Below are 17014 nucleotides of genomic sequence, written 5' to 3'. Positions count from 1 at the left end.
CCGGACCCGGTTGTCAGTGCCGGGTCGTACGGTGGATCCCATGCGGCCCGTTTCCCACATCGAACGCACGGTGGCGCCCTTCGAGGTCGTCAGCCCCTACCAGCCCAGCGGCGACCAGCCGACGGCGATCGCCGATCTGGCCCGGCGCATCGAGGCCGGTGAAAAGGACGTCGTCCTCCTCGGCGCGACCGGCACCGGCAAGTCCGCCACCACCGCGTGGATGATCGAGAAGCTCCAGCGCCCCACCCTCGTGATGGCGCCGAACAAGACGCTGGCCGCCCAGCTGGCGAACGAGTTCCGCGAGCTGCTGCCGAACAACGCCGTCGAGTACTTCGTCTCGTACTACGACTACTACCAGCCCGAGGCGTACGTCCCGCAGTCGGACACCTACATCGAGAAGGACTCCTCGATCAACGAGGAGGTCGAACGCCTGCGCCACTCCGCGACGAACTCCCTGCTCACCCGCCGTGACGTCGTCGTGGTCGCCTCCGTCTCCTGCATCTACGGCCTCGGTACCCCGCAGGAGTACGTGGACCGCATGGTCCCCCTGCGGGTCGGCGACGAGATCGACCGGGACGATCTGCTGCGCCGCTTCGTCGACATCCAGTACACGCGCAACGACATGGCGTTCACCCGCGGCACCTTCCGCGTCCGCGGCGACACCATCGAGATCTTCCCGGTCTACGAGGAGCTCGCCGTCCGCATCGAGATGTTCGGCGACGAGATCGAGGCCCTGTCGACGCTCCACCCGCTCACCGGCGAGATCATCAGCGACGACGAGCACCTGTACGTGTTCCCGGCCTCCCACTACGTCGCCGGCCCCGAGCGTCTGGAGCGGGCCGTCAATGACATCGAGAAGGAACTCGGCGAGCGCCTTGCCGAGCTGGAGAAGCAGGGCAAGCTCCTGGAGGCCCAGCGCCTGCGGATGCGCACGACGTACGACATCGAGATGCTCCGCCAGATCGGATCCTGCTCCGGCGTCGAGAACTACTCGATGCACTTCGACGGCCGCTCGCCCGGCTCTCCGCCGAACACCCTGCTCGACTACTTCCCGGACGACTTCCTGCTCGTCATCGACGAGTCCCACGTCACCGTTCCGCAGATCGGCGCCATGTACGAAGGTGACGCCTCCCGCAAGCGCACCCTCGTCGATCACGGCTTCCGTCTGCCCTCCGCCCTCGACAACCGTCCGCTGAAGTGGGAGGAGTTCCAGGAGCGCATCGGGCAGACCGTGTATCTGTCGGCGACGCCCGGAAAGTACGAGCTCTCGCGCGGGGACGGCGTCGTCGAGCAGATCATCCGCCCCACCGGCCTCGTCGACCCGGAGGTCGTCGTCAAGCCCACCGAGGGCCAGATCGACGACCTGGTGCACGAGATCCGCACGCGGGTCGAGAAGGACGAACGCGTCCTGGTCACCACGCTCACCAAGAAGATGGCCGAGGACCTCACGGACTACTTCCTCGAACTCGGCATCCAGGTGCGCTACCTGCACAGCGACGTCGACACGCTGCGCCGCGTCGAGCTGCTGCGCGAACTGCGCGCCGGCGAGTTCGACGTCCTGGTCGGCATCAACCTCCTGCGGGAGGGCCTCGACCTGCCCGAGGTGTCTCTGGTCGCGATCCTCGACGCCGACAAGGAGGGCTTCCTGCGCTCCGGCACCTCGCTGATCCAGACCATCGGCCGCGCGGCGCGCAACGTCTCCGGTCAGGTCCACATGTACGCCGACAAGATCACCCCTGGCATGGAGCGGGCCATCGAGGAGACCAACCGCCGCCGCGAGAAGCAGGTCGCCTACAACAAGGCGAAGGGCATCGACCCACAGCCCCTCCGCAAGAAGATCAACGACATCGTCTCGCAGATCGCCCGCGAGGACGTCGACACCGAGCAGCTGCTCGGCACGGGCTACCGCGCGAAGAAGGACGGCCGCGGCACCAAGGCCCCGGTGCCCGCCCTGGGCGACAAGGCGGCCAAGGGCACGAAGGCGAAGGCCGCCAAGGGCAAGGCCAAGGAGACCGTGCCGACCGACCGCCCCGCGGCCGAACTCGCCGAGCAGATCGAGGAGCTGACGGAGCGCATGCGCGCAGCGGCCGCCGACCTCCAGTTCGAGATCGCCGCCCGGTTGCGCGACGAGGTCTCCGAAATGAAGAAGGAGCTGCGCCAGATGAAGGAGGCGGGCCTGGCCTGACCTTCCGTCCCGCCGGACCCAGGCGTAGCGCGCTGTGTTGCAAACCCGACACAAAGTGCGGGCCTGGGTACGGCACTGTCAGTGCCCCTGCGTAGTGTTCTGGTCAACCGCGGCTCTTCGCGGCAACAGGGGACAGCTCGAGAGGGGAATCAGCGCGTGACCGTCAACATGACCAAGGGTCAGGCCATCAGTCTGCAGAAGAACGACGGGGGCAGCCTGACCGCGGTGCGCATGGGTCTCGGCTGGCAGGCGGCTCCGCGGCGCGGTCTGTTCGGCTCGCGCACGCGGGAGATCGACCTCGACGCCTCGGCCGTCCTGTTCGCGGACAAGCAGCCGGTCGACGTCGTGTTCTTCCGCCACCTCGTGAGCGACGACGGCTCCGTGCGCCACACGGGCGACAACCTCGTCGGCGGTGTCGGCCAGGGCGGCGACGACGAGGCGATCCTCGTCGACCTGCAGCGCGTCCCGGTCCACATCGACCAGATCGTCTTCACCGTGAACTCCTTCACGGGCCAGACCTTCCAGGAGGTGCAGAACGCGTTCTGCCGCCTGGTCGACGAGACCAACGGCCAGGAGCTCGCCCGGTACACGCTCGCGGGCGGCGGCGCCTACACGGCCCAGATCATGGCGAAGGTGCACCGGACGGGCCCGGGCTGGACGATGACGGCCCTCGGCACCCCGGCCAACGGCCGCACCTTCCAGGACCTGATGCCGGCGATCCTGCCGCACCTGTAGGACGCCCGGCGAGCAGTACACGACTTCACAACGACACAGGGGGACGAAAGGCGATGACGGCCGAGCTGGTGCGGGGGCAGAATCACCCGCTCTCCCAGGCCCGCCTCGAGATCCGGGTCTCGGCCGGCAAGCCGATCGTGGCCGGCGCCACGCTCGGCGACGAGCAGGGCAAGGTCCACGGCGTCGAGTGGGTGGCGCACCCCGGCGCACCCACCCTGCCCGGGATCGAGGTCTCCCGGCAGGCGGCAGCCGACCACCGGCTCGCGGTGGACCTGGACGCCGTGCCGGAAGCCGTCCACCGTGTCACCGTGCTGCTCGCCCTGCCCACCGGTGTCGGCGGGCCTGCCACCTTCGCATCGGTGGCCGCCCCCTTCCTCGCCGTCACCGCACCGGACGGCACCGAGGTCGCCAACTACACCATCACCGGCCTCGACGCCGAGTCGGCGGTCGTCGCGCTGGAGCTCTACCGTCGGCAGGGCGCGTGGAAGGTGCGCGCCGTGGGCCAGGGCTACGCCGGTGGCCTCGCCGAGCTCTTCGCGGACCAGGGTGTTCCGCAGGCCCAACAGCTCGCGAGCGGCATCAACGAGGCGGTCGCCCGGGGCGCGGCCCGCTCGGTCGCGGCACCCCCGCCGCGTACGGCCGACGGCGACCGCTCCCGGCAGGCTGCCGCACCGGCACTCGGCCCCGACCAGAACGGCTCGCCCTACGCGACCCAGGACCAAGGGGGCTCGCCCTACACGTCTCCGGATCAGGGCGGCTCTCCCTACACGGCTCCGGGACAGGGCGGCTCGCCCTACGGTGCCCCGGGACAGGACACCCCGGGAACCCCGGCGGATTACCCCACAGGCGCTTCCCCCACGGACCCCGCGACGAGCGGCCAGGCGCCCACGCCCACCGCCGGCGGCTCGATCGACTACAGTCACCCGCGCCGCCAGAACACGCCTCCGCCGCCTCCGCCCACGGCACCTCCCACCCCGCCAGGACAGCCCGCGCGGCCCGTCGCCGGTGACGCGACCGGCTGGACCATGGAGGAGCGGCTCTACAACCAGGTGTGGGGCATGTTCGAGGACCTGGCCCGCACCACGGCCGCCTACCGCAGCGCCGTCGACTTCGCCGACTCCCGCATGGAGAAGGAGCTCGACCAGGTCCTGTCCGACCCGCGCAGCCGGATCGGAGGACAGGGCGACGCCGCCCGCGAGGCGGCCCACGCCAAGCACGCCCAGCTCGTCGACCAGGCCCAGCAGGTCCTGGACCGGGACATCGCCCAGCTCACCGCGGAGGCCGAGGTCGTCGAACCCGCGCTGCCGCCCGCGTACGCCGGCTGGGACAACCCCGTCTGGCACGGTTACCGCGTCCCGATGGAGATGCCCATGGCCCTGCGCCTCGGCGAGCTCCATCTGCCCGAGGCCGAACGGCTGCGCATCCCGATGCTGGTCCGGCTGCCGTTGGAACGTGGTCTGTGGATAGACAGCGGACGGACCGGATCGTCCGACGGCTCGTTCACCGACTCCCACGACCTGCGCCGCCTGGCCATGGAGACGGCGGTGGCGCACGTCGCCCGGCTGCTCGCGGCGCACCCCGCCGGCGAGTTCACGGTGCATGTCGCCGACCCGGCCGGTTCCGGGGCGCAGACACTGGTGCCGCTGGTGCAGTCCGGCGTCCTCGCGGGCCCGCCCGCCGTCGGGGCCGCAGGGGTGGTGGATGTCCTCGCTCGGCTCACACAGCGCGTCGACCTGGTGCAGATGGCGGTCCGCGGCGGTGCCGCCGACTCGCTCCCGCCCGGGTTCGACACCTCGCAGCAGCTGCTGGTCGTCAACGACTTCCCGCACGGCTTCGACGACCGTGCCGTGACCCAGCTGCGCTACCTCGCGGACGAGGGCCCGGCCGTCGGTGTCCACCTGATGATGGTCGCCGACCGAGAGGACGCTTCCGGTTACGGTCCGTTGCTGGATCCGCTGTGGCGCTCGCTGCTACGGCTCACCCCGGTCGCCGACGACCACCTCGCCGACCCCTGGGTGGGTCACACCTGGACGTACGAACCCTCGCTCGTGCCGCCGGGCAGCCAGGTCCTCCAGCACGTGCTCAACCAGGTCGCCGCAGCCCGCCGCCCATGGAACCAGTGACGGCTTCCCCCACCTTCACCAAGCACTCGTAAAGCGGCTCTGACCTCGATGTTTGGTGTTTCTTTTACTCACCCCTTTACCTTTCTTTGGTGATTGGGGTACTGTTTTCCGTACGGAGGGGAGTACTCCCTATCTGCTGCGGCGTACCCGTCAATACGGATCAGGCCAGATCCCGGGGCGTCGGCCCGTGGAGTCCCGGCGCTTCCAGCGCCCGGGAGTCCGGGGTGGAAGAGACCTCCGGCAGCGCGACGACGCTGATTACCTGCCGTTACGTACTGCCGGAGGCGCAGTGGATGTTTCCCTGACCCTGTGGGTCCTGACCATCGTGGGCCTTGCCGCCCTCATCGCGGTCGACTTCTTCATCGGCCGCAAACCGCACGACGTGTCGATCAAGGAAGCCGGCATCTGGACGGTCGTCTGGATCGCTCTCGCCGGACTCTTCGGACTCGGCCTGCTCGTCTTCGGCGGCGGCCAGCCCGCCGGCGAGTTCTTCGCGGGCTTCATCACCGAGAAGTCGCTGAGCGTCGACAACCTCTTCGTCTTCGTCCTGATCATGGCGAAGTTCGCGGTCCCGTCGCAGTACCAGCAGCGAGTCCTGCTCGTCGGTGTCCTCATAGCCCTGGTCCTGCGAGCGATCTTCATCGCCGCGGGCGCCGCGATCCTCGCCAGCTTCTCGTGGGTGTTCTACCTCTTCGGCGCCTTCCTGATCTGGACCGCCTGGAAGCTCATCCAGGAGGCCCGGGCCGACGAGGAGGATGAGGACTGGGACGAGAACAAGCTGCTCAAGGCCGCCGAGCGCCGCTTCGGTGTCGCCGACCGCTACCACGGCACCAAGCTGTGGATCCAGGAGAACGGCAAGCGGGTCATGACCCCGATGCTGGTCGTGATGCTGGCGATCGGCACCACCGACGTCCTGTTCGCGCTCGACTCCATCCCCGCGATCTTCGGTCTCACCCAGGACCCGTACATCGTGTTCACCGCCAACGCCTTCGCGCTCATGGGCCTCAGGCAGCTGTACTTCCTCATAGGTGGCCTGCTGAGGAAGCTGGTCCACCTGTCGTACGGCCTGTCGATCATCCTGGGCTTCATCGGCGTCAAGCTGGTGCTGCACGCGCTGCACGAGTCCGGGGTCCACGTCCCGGAGATCAGCATCCCCGTCTCGCTCGGCGTGATCTGCGGTGTCCTCGTCGTCACCACGATCACCAGCCTCAGGGCCTCCAAGAAGCAGGCGGAGGCCGAGGCGGCGCAGTCGGGGAGCGAAGGCGCTCCGAAGGACAGCATCGACGTCTGAGCAGCGGCCTCCGCCGCACAAGGAGGAGCGGGCCCGGCAGTTCGACTGCCGGGCCCGCTGTACCCGATGTGTCCGGAGTGCTCCGGGCGTCAGCCCGTAGCCGTCGCCTCCGCCGCCACCGGTACCGGCCGTGTCTCCGGCAGCAGCGCGAAGCACCCCAGGCTGAACAGCGCGACGACCGTCAGATACGCGCCGACGCCCCACGGCACCCGCCCGCCCTGTTCCGCCAACGCCGTGGCCACGATCGGAGTGAGCGCGCCGCCGAGGACCCCTCCGAGGTTGTAGCCCACCGCGGCACCCGTGCACCGCACCCGGGCCTCGTACAACTCCGGCAGATACGCGGCGATCACCGCGAACATGATGACGAACGAGACCATCGCTCCCAGGAAACCGAGGAACATCAACAACGGCTCCGCCGTCGACAGGAGTGCCACCATCGGCAGCATCCACACAGCCGCACAGGCACACCCCACCAGACACAGCGGCCGACGTCCGACGCGGTCGCCGAGCATCGCCACCAAGGGCGTGAGCGCGCCCTTCACCACCACCGCGGCCATGATGCAGGTCAGCATGACTGTACGGCTGACCCCGAGCCGCTCGGTCCCATAGGCGAGGGACCACGTCGTCACGGCGTAGAACAGCGCGTACCCGACCGTGAGCGCCCCCGCGGTCAGCAGGACGAGTCGCCCGTGGTCCCGCACCACCTCGGCGAGCGGCACGCGCGCGGGGTCCTCGATCTCCAGGAACCGGGGGCTCTCGACCAGCGACGAACGCAGCCACAGGCCCAGCACGGCCAACACTCCCGCCGCCCAGAACGGCACCCGCCACCCCCACTGCGCGAACTGCGCGTCGGACAGCGTCGCGGTCAGGGCCAGCACCACACCGTTGGCGAGCACGAAGCCGACGGCCGGGCCCACCTGCGGGAAGCTGGACCACAGTCCACGCCGCTCGGGAGGAGCGTGCTCGGCGGTCAGCAGCACCGCCCCGCCCCACTCCCCACCGAGGCCCAGCCCCTGCAGGAACCGCAGGGCGAGGAGCAGCACCGGGGCGGCCACTCCGATCGTGTCGTAGGTCGGTACGCAACCGACCGCGACCGTCGAGCCGCCGGTCAGCAGCAGTGAGCCGACGAGGACCGGTCGCCGCCCGTGCCGGTCACCGATGTGCCCGAACAGCACCGACCCCAACGGGCGTGCCACAAAGCCGACGCCGAACGTCCCGAAGGCGGCCAGCGTCCCAGCGACAGGAGAGAAGGTGGGAAAGAACAACGGCCCGAGGATCAGGGCGGCCGCGGTTCCGTAGACGAAGAAGTCGTAGAACTCGATGGCCGTCCCGGCGAGCGAGGCGGCCGCGAGCCGCAGCATGGAAGGTGCCCTTACAGTGCGTACGTCGTGCATGCCGCGTCAACTACCCACGGTGATCGAGGGTTACGGGGGCGTACGGAGGTGCTCGGCCCTCGTCGGTAGGTGCCCTCGTCAGTACGTGACGGTGATGCGCCGGGCGGGCCCGTCGACGCGCACGATGCCCCCGTGGGGAATCACGAGCTGCGGATCGGTGTGCCCGTAGTCCACGTCGAAGACGATCGTGGTGTCGGGAGCGTAGGCGCGCATGGCGCGAAGGACGGCCTCGCGCTGCTCGGCAGCGTAACGATCGGCCTCCTCCGGGGTGTGGGGACGCTCGAAGGACCAGGTCTTCGCCCGGCCCATCAACAGCGCGGAGAAGCGCTGGAGCAGCCCGCGCTCGCCCATGTTCCGCATGGTGCGGAAGACCTCCTCGGCGCTCGGCATCTCCTCGGATGTCTCCAGGAGCAGCACTCCGCCGTCGTACTCGGAGAGGTCGCGCGCGATCTCGCGGTCGGCCATGAGCAGCCAGCCGAGGATTTCCAGGCAGCCGCCCCAGCTGCGGCCCTCCACGACCCGGTCGGCGTTCTCCCAGATCCATCCGTGGCCGGGTCGGCTCTCCGGCTCCGCGTCGAAGGTGGCCGGGTCGGCCCAGTCGCGGTCGACGTCGTTCCAGCGCTCGGCGGGCCGCAACTCGTACGCGCCCGATGTGAACAGCGCCGCGCGCAACGACTCCGCCGTCAGCGCGGACATGCCGCCCGGGCGGCCCAGCGCGGTCATCACGGTCGCGCCGTGATAGCTGACGATCCCGGAGCGGTGCAGGAACGCGAGCAGGTTCGTGTTGTCGCTCATCCCGAAGAACGGCTTCGGGTTCGCCCGGATCAATTCCCGGTCCAGGTACGGCAGCACGGTGATCTGGTCGTCGCCGCCGATCGACGCGATGACCGCTTTGATGTCCGGGTCCGCGAACGCGGCGTGGATGTCGTCGGCCCGTTCCTGGGGTGTCGATCCCATCTTGCGGGTGGCCGGGTATTCGACCGGCTCGAGCTCGTAGTTCTCGCGCAACCGCCCCAGGCCCAGTTCGAAGGGGCGAGGGAAGAGGCCGGGCAGACCCGCGCCCGGCGAAATCACGGCTATGCGGTCGCCGGGGGAGGGCTTGGGTGGATACGCGATCATGGTCATGCCGGGAGGGTAAGGCCCGTACCGCGCGCGTCGCATCGTGATAAACCGGGTCTGAGCAGCCCGCCCGCACCGGACCGGAGGAACCGTGCCCCGCACCCTGGCCAACGCCCCCATCATGATCCTCAACGGCCCCAACCTGAACCTCCTCGGGCAGCGCCAGCCGGAGATCTACGGCTCGGACACCCTCGCGGACGTGGAGGCGATGTGCGCCAAGGCAGCGGCCGCGCACGGCGGCACGGTCGACTTCCGGCAGTCCAACCACGAGGGCGAGTTGGTGGACTGGATCCACGAGGCACGGCTGAACCACTGCGGGATCGTGATCAACCCCGGTGCCTACTCGCACACGTCGGTCGCGATTCTGGACGCGCTCAACACCTGTGACGGCCTGCCGGTGATCGAGGTGCACATCTCCAACATCCACAAGCGCGAGTCGTTCCGGCACCACTCATACGTCTCACTGCGGGCCGACGGTGTGATCGCGGGCTGCGGTGTGCAGGGGTACGTCTTCGGCGTGGAGCGCGTCGTTGCGCTGGCGGGACCGGCTCAGGCCGACGCGTAAGCCCCGTCGACCAGGCGCGCGGTCCTTACAAGCGACCCGCCTCCACGATCCGCCGCAGGAAGCGCTGCGTGCGCTCCTGCCGCGGGTCGCCGAAGATCTGCTCGGCGGTGCCGTGTTCCAGCACCACGCCTCCGTCCAGAAAACAAACCTGGTCGGCGACCTCGCGGGCGAAGCCCATCTCGTGCGTGGCCAGCACCATGGTCATGCCGTCGCCCTTCAGATCCCGGACGACGTTCAGCACCTCTCCCACGAGTTCGGGGTCGAGGGCGGCGGTGATCTCGTCGAGGAGCAGCAGCCGGGGACGTACGGCCAGGGCGCGCGCGATCGCGACCCGCTGCTGCTGGCCGCCGCTCAGCCGGTCCGGGTACTCGCCCGCCTTCGCGGCCAGCCCGAGCCGCTCCAGGAGCTCCCGCGCACGCTCCTCGGCCTCCGTGCGGGCGACGCCGTGCACACGGCGCGGGGCGAGCGTGATGTTCTCCAGGACGGTCATGTGCGGAAAGAGGTTGTACGCCTGGAAGACCACGCCGATACGGCGTCGTACCGCGTCCTGGTCCGCACGAGGGTCGGTGATCTCCTCGCCGTCCAGCCAGATCGCGCCGTCGTCGATGTCCTCGAGGAGGTTCGCGCACCGGAGCAGTGTCGACTTGCCGGAGCCGGAGGCGCCGATCAGGGCGGTCACCGTGTGCGGGGCCACCTCCAGACCGACGTCGCGCAGCACGACCGAGTCGCCGAAGGTCTTGCGGACGGACTCCATGCGCAGCACGGGCGCGTCACTCATAGGGATCCTCCCTGGGCCCGCTGACGGTCCATTCTGGCCGTCACCCAGTCGGTGAAGCGGGTCATCGGGATGGTCAACGCGACGAAGACCAGGCCCGCGACGACGTACGGCGTGTAGTTGAGGCTGCGGCCCACGATGATGTCCGCGGCGCGCACGGCGTCGATCGCGCCGCCGATCGACACGAGCCCGGTGTCCTTCTGCAGCGACACCAGGTCGTTGAGCAGCGGCGGCACCTGACGGCGCACCGCCTGGGGCAGCACGACGTACCGCAGCGCCTGCCGGTTGGTGAGGCCGAGCGAGCGGGCCGCGGCGCGCTGCGAGGGGTGGACGGACTCGATGCCGGCGCGGAACACCTCGGCGACGTACGCCGAGTACGTCAGCGTCAGGGCCGTCCCGCCCAGCAGCACCGGGTCGACGGTGACGCCCTGGAGCCGCAGCGCCGGGACGCCCAGGACCACGATCATCAGGTTGATGATCAGCGGAAGGCCGCGGAAGAAGTCGGTGTACGCGGCGGCCAGCACGCGCAGCGGGAAGAACACCGGGCCGCGCAGCGTACGGGCGATCGCGATCAGCATGCCGAGGACCAGCACCGCGGCGCCGCAGATCAGCAGCAGCCGGACGTTCAGCCACAGCCCTTCGAGGACCTTGGGGAACGCCTCGCGCGCGTACTGCCCGCTGAAGAAGGTCTCCTTGGTGCGCGGCCAGCCGGGCGCGTTGACGACGACCAGGTACAGGACGACGCCCGTGACGAGGGTCGAGAGCGCGGCGATCCCCGTGGCGCGGCGGGCGCGGACGCGCTTGTACCGCTCGCGCTCCAGGCGCCGCTGCGAAGGGACGTACCCGTCTCCGGCTCCCGGGTCCGCTGCCTCGTCGCTGGACATCTCACCCTTGTCGTCCGCGCCCTCCCGGCCGGACTCGTCCTTCGTGACCGTCACTTGAGCACCGGGGCGTCGACCGCGTCGGAGAGCCACCGCTTCTCCAGGTCCGCGAGCGTGCCGTCCTCACGGAGGGCGTCCACGGCCTTGGTGACGCAGGCGGTGAGCGCGCTGCCCTTGTCGAGCACGAGCCCGAACTGCTCAGGGGCACCGCCCTGGTTCTCGAACTGGCCGACGATCTTCGCGTCGGTCACCTCGGCGGCGGTGATGTAGAACGCGGTCGGCAGGTCGGTGACGATGGCGTCGACCTGACCGTTCTTCAGCGCCGACTTGGCCTGGTCGTTCTTGGCGTACACGGCCGCTGCCTGCTTCGGCTTCACCACGTCGTCGATGTAGTCGAGGCTGGTGGTGCCGACCTGGGCGCCCAGCTTGAGATCCTTGAGGTCCGCGACGCTCGTCGCCTTCGCCGCCTTGGAGTCCTTCAGCGCGATGACGGCCTGGCGTACGTCGTAGTAGCCGGAGGAGAAGTCCACGGCCTTCTTGCGCTCGTCGCTGATGGACACCTGGTTGATGTCGAAGTCGAAGGTCTTCTCACCGGGCGCGAAGGCCTTGTTGAAGGGGACGCTCTGCCATACGACGGCGCTCTTGTCGTAGCCGAGCTGCTTCGCCACGGCGTACGCGACCGCCGACTCGTAGCCCTCGCCGTTCGCCGGCTTGTCGTCCTTGAACCACGGCTCGTACGCCGGCTCGTCGGTGGCGATCGTCAGCTTGCCGGAGGTCTTGGTGGCCAACTTGCCCTGGGCGCAGGTCTTCCCGTCCGAGGCGGACGGCATGTCGGCCGCCTTCTCCTCCGGCTGCGGAGCGCAGCCGACGGCGGTGGCGAGAAGGGCTACGGTGGCCGCGGCGAGGGCGCGGCGCAGTACGCGCGGGGCAGGGTGCATGGCGGGAGAGTGGCAGCGAAAGCGGCGTTTGTCGAGGTCACACCGGCAGTTGTCCGCATACTGGGAACGGGTGTTGCATTCTCGTGAACACGCTCGACAAGAGCGTCGCCTGGGTCGCCGGTCGAGGGCGGGGATCGGTGGACCGGCGACCCATACCGCTCAGGAGCCGTCATCCTTCGCGGGGCTAAGACCAGTTGACCGCGCAACCACCTGCGCCGGGAGCGCGCACAGGGCACGGGTATGTGTGCGCGATTCACACGGGGCGCGCGTTCAGTGCCGCGCGCCCCGCGTGTGCGGAACTTTCACCACCCGCGCGCGTGCCACTCCGGCAGGTGCGGCCGTTCGGCGCCCAGGGTGGTGTCGTTGCCGTGCCCCGGGTAGACCCAGGTCTCGTCCGGAAGCGCGTCGAAGATCTTGGTTTCGACGTCGTGGATCAGGCTGGCGAACGCCTTCGGATCCTTACGGGTGTTGCCCACGCCTCCCGGGAAGAGACAGTCCCCCGTGAACACATGGGGGTGCCCGTGCGGGTCGTCGTAGACGAGGGCGATCGAGCCCGGCGTGTGGCCGACCAGATGGCGCGCGGTGAGTTCCACGTGCCCCACCCGGATGACGTCGCCGTCGTCCACGAGGACGTCGGTCGGGACGGGAATGCCGTCGGCGTCCTCCCGGCCGGCGTACGTCCGGGCGCCCGTGGCCGCCACGACCTCGGCGAGCGCCTGCCAGTGGTCGCCGTGCTGGTGGGTCGTCACGACGGACGCGATGCCGTCGCCGCCGATCATGCCGATCAGGGTCTCGGCCTCGTTGGCCGCGTCGATCAGCAGTTGCTCGTCCGTGGCCCGGCAGCGCAGCAGGTAGGCGTTGTTGTTCATCGGACCGACCGCGATCTTGCTGATCATCAGGTCCTTCAGCTCATGCACGTCGGCCGGGCCGCCGACCGTCACCTCTCCGCTGTACGTCATGGCCGTCAGCCTATAGCGGGGGGAGGGCCGGAAGCGGTCCACCGGCGACGGTCGGTCCGGACCCGTCGCGGCGGCCCGCGAGCCAGCCGAGCAGCTCGGCCGGCGTCCCCGTGACGGTGACCTCGGGCGCGCCCGCCTCCCGGCCGGTGCTCCACACGCGTGTGCCGTCCGTGAGGCGGGTGGGCGGCACGTCGGGGTGCCCGGCGAAGCGCCGGGCGAGGAAGTCGATCTCCCGCTGGATGAACTCCGCCGGCAGGTCCTCCAGCTCGTAGCCGATGCCGAGGTCCACGTGGTGCAGCTCGACCTCGGCCCAGCGGCGGAAGGGCACCGCGGAGGCGGGGTCGGTGACGCCGTTGCGCAGGGTCACCGTGCGCGACCAGTCCGCGGGCGCGGCCCCCGCCTCCTGGAAGCGGGCCCCGCTTGCGCGCACGTCCGCGAGGTGGACCTCCAGAGAACGGGGCGCGTCGCGCTCGATGTCGGCCTCCCGGGCCTCGGCGGAGGCGTACATGGGGCGGCCGCCGAGGACGTTCACGAGGGCGTCCGCGTTGCGGGCCAGATGGGCGAGCACGTGGCCGCGGCTCCATCCCGGAAGGAGTGACGGTTCGGCCACGGACGCGTTGTCCAACTTGGCGACTGCGGTGAGCAGCCGCTCGGTCGCGTCACGTACAGACGCCAGGTCATGCGCGTGATCAATCATGGTGCTGACCCTAGCTCCGCCACCTCTTCGGGTGAAGGTGGCGGACCGGGCCCGCAATTCGAATGCGCGTGCTATATGGTCGGTGGCGGCGTCGGGCATGCTGGATGGTCGGGGATTGTTGTCACTCGGTGAATCCGACCGGCGTTGTCAGTGGCTCCCCCTAGTCTGAGAAAGCACGGGGGCCCCGCCCCTGTCACTTCTCTCAAGAAAGGTGCGGACCGGCGTGGCCGACCGTCTCATCGTCCGTGGCGCGCGCGAGCACAACCTCAAGAATGTCTCGCTCGACCTGCCGCGCGACTCGCTCATCGTCTTCACGGGCCTGTCGGGGTCGGGCAAGTCCTCGCTGGCCTTCGACACCATCTTCGCCGAGGGCCAGCGTCGCTACGTGGAGTCGCTCTCCTCGTACGCCCGCCAGTTCCTCGGTCAGATGGACAAGCCGGACGTCGACTTCATCGAAGGCCTCTCCCCGGCGGTCTCCATCGACCAGAAGTCGACCTCGCGCAACCCGCGCTCCACGGTCGGCACCATCACCGAGGTCTACGACTACCTCCGCCTGCTGTTCGCCCGTATCGGCAAGCCGCACTGTCCCGAGTGCGGTCGGCCGATCTCGCGCCAGTCGCCGCAGGCCATCGTCGACCGCGTTCTGGAGCTGCCGGAGGGGAGCCGTTTCCAGGTGTTGTCGCCCCTGGTGCGCGAGCGCAAGGGAGAGTTCGTCGACCTCTTCGCCGACCTCCAGACCAAGGGCTACAGCCGCGCGCGGGTCGACGGCGAGACGATCCAGCTCTCCAACCCGCCCACGCTCAAGAAGCAGGAGAAGCACACCATCGAGGTGGTCATCGACCGCCTCACGGTGAAGGACTCCGCCAAGCGCCGCCTCACCGACTCCGTCGAGACCGCCCTCGGACTGTCCGGCGGCATGGTCGTGCTCGACTTCGTCGACCTCCCCGAGGACGACCCCGAGCGTGAGCGCATGTACTCGGAGCACCTGTACTGCGCGTACGACGACCTCTCCTTCGAGGAGCTGGAGCCCCGCTCCTTCTCCTTCAACTCGCCCTTCGGAGCCTGCCCCGACTGCACCGGCATCGGCACGCGCATGGAGGTCGACCCCGAGCTGATCGTCCCCGACGAGGACAAGTCCCTCGACGAGGGCGCCATCCACCCCTGGTCGCACGGCCACACCAAGGACTACTTCGGCCGCCTGATCGGCGCCCTCGCGGACGCGTTGGGGTTCCGGACGGACATCCCCTTCGCGGGCCTCCCGCAGCGCGCCAGGAAGGCCCTGCTCCACGGCCACAAGACGCAGATCGAGGTCCGCTACCGCAACCGGTACGGACGCGAGCGCGTCTACACCACGCCCTTCGAAGGCGCCGTCCCCTTCGTCAAGCGCCGGCACAGCGAGGCCGAGAGCGACGCCAGCCGCGAGCGCTTCGAGGGCTACATGCGCGAGGTGCCCTGCCCCACCTGTGACGGCACGCGCCTGAAGCCGATCGTCCTCGCGGTCACGATCATGGACAAGTCCATCGCCGAGGTCGCCGGCATGTCCATCAGCGACTGCGCGGACTTCCTGGGCGAGCTGAAGCTCAACGCCCGCGACAAGAAGATCGCCGAGCGGGTGCTGAAGGAGGTCAACGAGCGGCTGCGGTTCCTGGTCGACGTCGGCCTGGACTACCTCTCGCTCAACCGCGCGGCCGGCACACTCTCCGGCGGCGAGGCCCAGCGCATCCGCCTGGCCACCCAGATCGGCTCCGGACTCGTGGGCGTCCTGTACGTCCTCGACGAGCCGTCCATCGGCCTGCACCAGCGTGACAACCACCGGCTGATCGAGACCCTCGTCCGACTGCGGGACATGGGCAACACGCTCATCGTCGTCGAGCACGACGAGGACACCATCAAGGTCGCCGACTGGATCGTCGACATCGGTCCCGGCGCGGGTGAGCACGGCGGCAAGGTCGTGCACAGCGGCTCCCTGAAGGAGCTGCTGGCCAACGCCGAGTCGCAGACCGGGCAGTACCTGTCCGGCAGGAAGTCCATCCCGCTGCCCGACATCCGGCGCCCGCGCGACCGGTCCCGGCAGCTCACGGTGCACGGCGCCCGCGAGAACAACCTCCAGGACATCGACGTGTCCTTTCCGCTGGGTGTGTTCACCGCGGTCACGGGTGTGTCCGGCTCGGGCAAGTCGACGCTGGTCAACGACATCCTGTACACGCATCTGGCCCGCGAGCTGAACGGCGCGAGGAACGTGCCCGGGCGGCACACCCGCGTGGACGGCGACGACCTCGTCGACAAGGTCGTGCACGTCGACCAGTCGCCCATCGGCCGCACCCCGCGCTCGAACCCGGCGACGTACACCGGCGTCTTCGACCACATCCGCAAGCTGTTCGCCGAGACCACCGAGGCGAAGGTCCGCGGCTACCTGCCCGGCCGGTTCTCCTTCAACGTCAAGGGCGGCCGCTGCGAGAACTGCGCGGGCGACGGCACGATCAAGATCGAGATGAACTTCCTCCCGGACGTGTACGTCCCGTGCGAGGTGTGCCACGGTGCCCGCTACAACCGGGAGACCCTGGAGGTCCACTACAAGGGCAAGTCCATCGCCGACGTCCTGAACATGCCGATCGAGGAAGCCATGGACTTCTTCGAGGCCGTCCCGGCGATCGCCCGCCACCTGAAGACGCTGAACGACGTCGGTCTCGGCTACGTCCGGCTCGGTCAGTCCGCGACCACCCTGTCCGGCGGTGAGGCACAGCGTGTGAAGCTCGCCAGCGAGCTCCAGCGCCGCTCCACCGGCCGCACGGTCTACGTCCTGGACGAGCCGACCACCGGCCTGCACTTCGAGGACATCAGCAAGCTGCTGACGGTCCTGGGCGGCCTGGTCGACAAGGGCAACACGGTCATCGTCATCGAGCACAACCTCGACGTGATCAAGACCGCCGACTGGGTCGTCGACATGGGCCCCGAGGGCGGCGCCGGCGGCGGCCTCGTCATCGCCGAGGGCACCCCCGAGGAGGTCGCGGGAGTCTCGACCAGCCACACCGGCAAGTTCCTGCGCGAGATTCTCGGCGCGGACCGGATCAGCGACGCGGAACCGGTCAAGGTGCCGCGCAGCAGGTCGGCCGCGAAGACGGTCGCAGCCAAGTCCACGGCGAACAGGACGGCCACCGCCAAGACGACGGCCGCCAACAACACCGCCACGAAGAAGGCGGCCGGGACCACGAAGAAGGCCGCACCCGCGAAGAAGACGACGCGGGCCCGCAAGGCCTGAGGCTCACGGGCAGCAAGGCCCGAGCCGTCTGGAACGGTACGGCGCCCCGCGGGAACTCCCCCGCGGGGCGCCGTCCGTCGTACGCGCTGCCCG

13 protein-coding genes are annotated in these 17014 nt (G+C 69.5%); 6 read left to right on the top strand and 7 right to left on the bottom strand.

Features of this window, described 5'->3' with window-relative positions; genetic code table 11:
* The first annotated feature begins 40 nt into the window (after positions 1-40).
* The 4 genes from uvrB (at position 41) to ACGFNV_RS20815 (ending at position 6334) form a co-directional block, all read left to right on the top strand.
* Positions 41-2185, top strand: coding sequence for an excinuclease ABC subunit UvrB (gene uvrB, locus ACGFNV_RS20830; RefSeq protein WP_393624427.1), 2145 nt, complete (start codon positions 41-43; stop codon positions 2183-2185).
* Between the two features lie 156 nt (positions 2186-2341).
* Positions 2342-2920 (top strand): TerD family protein, encoded by a 579-nt coding sequence (locus tag ACGFNV_RS20825; RefSeq protein WP_393624425.1) that lies wholly within the window; start codon positions 2342-2344, stop codon positions 2918-2920.
* Between the two features lie 53 nt (positions 2921-2973).
* Complete coding sequence (locus ACGFNV_RS20820; RefSeq protein ID WP_393624423.1) at positions 2974-5043, top strand: TerD family protein; 2070 nt, start codon at positions 2974-2976, stop codon at positions 5041-5043.
* A 289-nt stretch (positions 5044-5332) separates the two neighbouring features.
* Positions 5333-6334, top strand: a complete 1002-nt coding sequence (locus ACGFNV_RS20815; protein ID WP_393624421.1) for a TerC/Alx family metal homeostasis membrane protein — start codon at positions 5333-5335, stop codon at positions 6332-6334.
* Positions 6335-6423: 89 nt separating this feature from the next.
* Here ACGFNV_RS20815 and ACGFNV_RS20810 read toward each other — a convergent pair whose 3' ends face one another.
* Together ACGFNV_RS20810 and ACGFNV_RS20805 are read right to left on the bottom strand one after the other, a co-directional pair.
* On the bottom strand, positions 6424-7695 hold the full coding sequence (locus ACGFNV_RS20810) for an MFS transporter (protein WP_393624419.1): 1272 nt from the start codon (positions 7693-7695) through the stop codon (positions 6424-6426).
* 111 nt (positions 7696-7806) lie between these two features.
* Entirely contained in the window at positions 7807-8853 is a 1047-nt protein-coding gene (locus tag ACGFNV_RS20805; protein ID WP_393624417.1) for a S66 peptidase family protein, read from the bottom strand.
* 85 nt (positions 8854-8938) lie between these two features.
* On the opposite strand from ACGFNV_RS20805, the gene aroQ reads away from it, so the two are divergent.
* Positions 8939-9412, top strand: a complete 474-nt coding sequence (gene aroQ / locus ACGFNV_RS20800; RefSeq protein WP_393624415.1) for a type II 3-dehydroquinate dehydratase — start codon at positions 8939-8941, stop codon at positions 9410-9412.
* Between the two features lie 25 nt (positions 9413-9437).
* Here the strand turns inward: aroQ and ACGFNV_RS20795 are convergent, their stop codons facing one another.
* The 5 genes from ACGFNV_RS20795 to ACGFNV_RS20775 all read right to left on the bottom strand — a co-directional run bounded on the left by ACGFNV_RS20795 (position 9438) and on the right by ACGFNV_RS20775 (position 13662).
* Complete coding sequence (locus ACGFNV_RS20795; protein WP_393624413.1) at positions 9438-10190, bottom strand: amino acid ABC transporter ATP-binding protein; 753 nt, start codon at positions 10188-10190, stop codon at positions 9438-9440.
* Entirely contained in the window at positions 10187-11125 is a 939-nt protein-coding gene (locus ACGFNV_RS20790; protein ID WP_393624411.1) for an amino acid ABC transporter permease, read from the bottom strand. The genes ACGFNV_RS20795 and ACGFNV_RS20790 overlap by 4 nt, the downstream gene beginning before the upstream one ends.
* Positions 11122-12006, bottom strand: coding sequence for an ABC transporter substrate-binding protein (locus tag ACGFNV_RS20785; RefSeq protein ID WP_393624409.1), 885 nt, complete (start codon positions 12004-12006; stop codon positions 11122-11124). Before ACGFNV_RS20785 ends, ACGFNV_RS20790 begins: the two co-directional genes overlap by 4 nt.
* Before the next feature lie 302 nt (positions 12007-12308).
* The gene (locus tag ACGFNV_RS20780) at positions 12309-12965 is read right to left on the bottom strand and encodes an MBL fold metallo-hydrolase (protein ID WP_393624407.1); all 657 of its coding nucleotides are present in this window, start codon (positions 12963-12965) and stop codon (positions 12309-12311) included.
* A 10-nt stretch (positions 12966-12975) separates the two neighbouring features.
* Positions 12976-13662: a maleylpyruvate isomerase family mycothiol-dependent enzyme gene (locus tag ACGFNV_RS20775; protein WP_393624405.1), complete on the bottom strand. Its 687-nt coding sequence runs from the start codon at positions 13660-13662 to the stop codon at positions 12976-12978.
* 223 nt (positions 13663-13885) lie between these two features.
* On the opposite strand from ACGFNV_RS20775, the gene uvrA reads away from it, so the two are divergent.
* The gene (gene uvrA / locus ACGFNV_RS20770) at positions 13886-16921 is read left to right on the top strand and encodes an excinuclease ABC subunit UvrA (RefSeq protein ID WP_393624403.1); all 3036 of its coding nucleotides are present in this window, start codon (positions 13886-13888) and stop codon (positions 16919-16921) included.
* The last annotated feature ends 93 nt before the right edge of the window (positions 16922-17014 follow it).

Source organism: Streptomyces sp. NPDC048751 (assembly GCF_043198595.1).
Classification (GTDB): domain Bacteria; phylum Actinomycetota; class Actinomycetes; order Streptomycetales; family Streptomycetaceae; genus Streptomyces.
The sequence above is the reverse complement of the archived record's forward strand: the minus strand, read 5'-3'. Positions and strand labels throughout refer to the sequence as shown.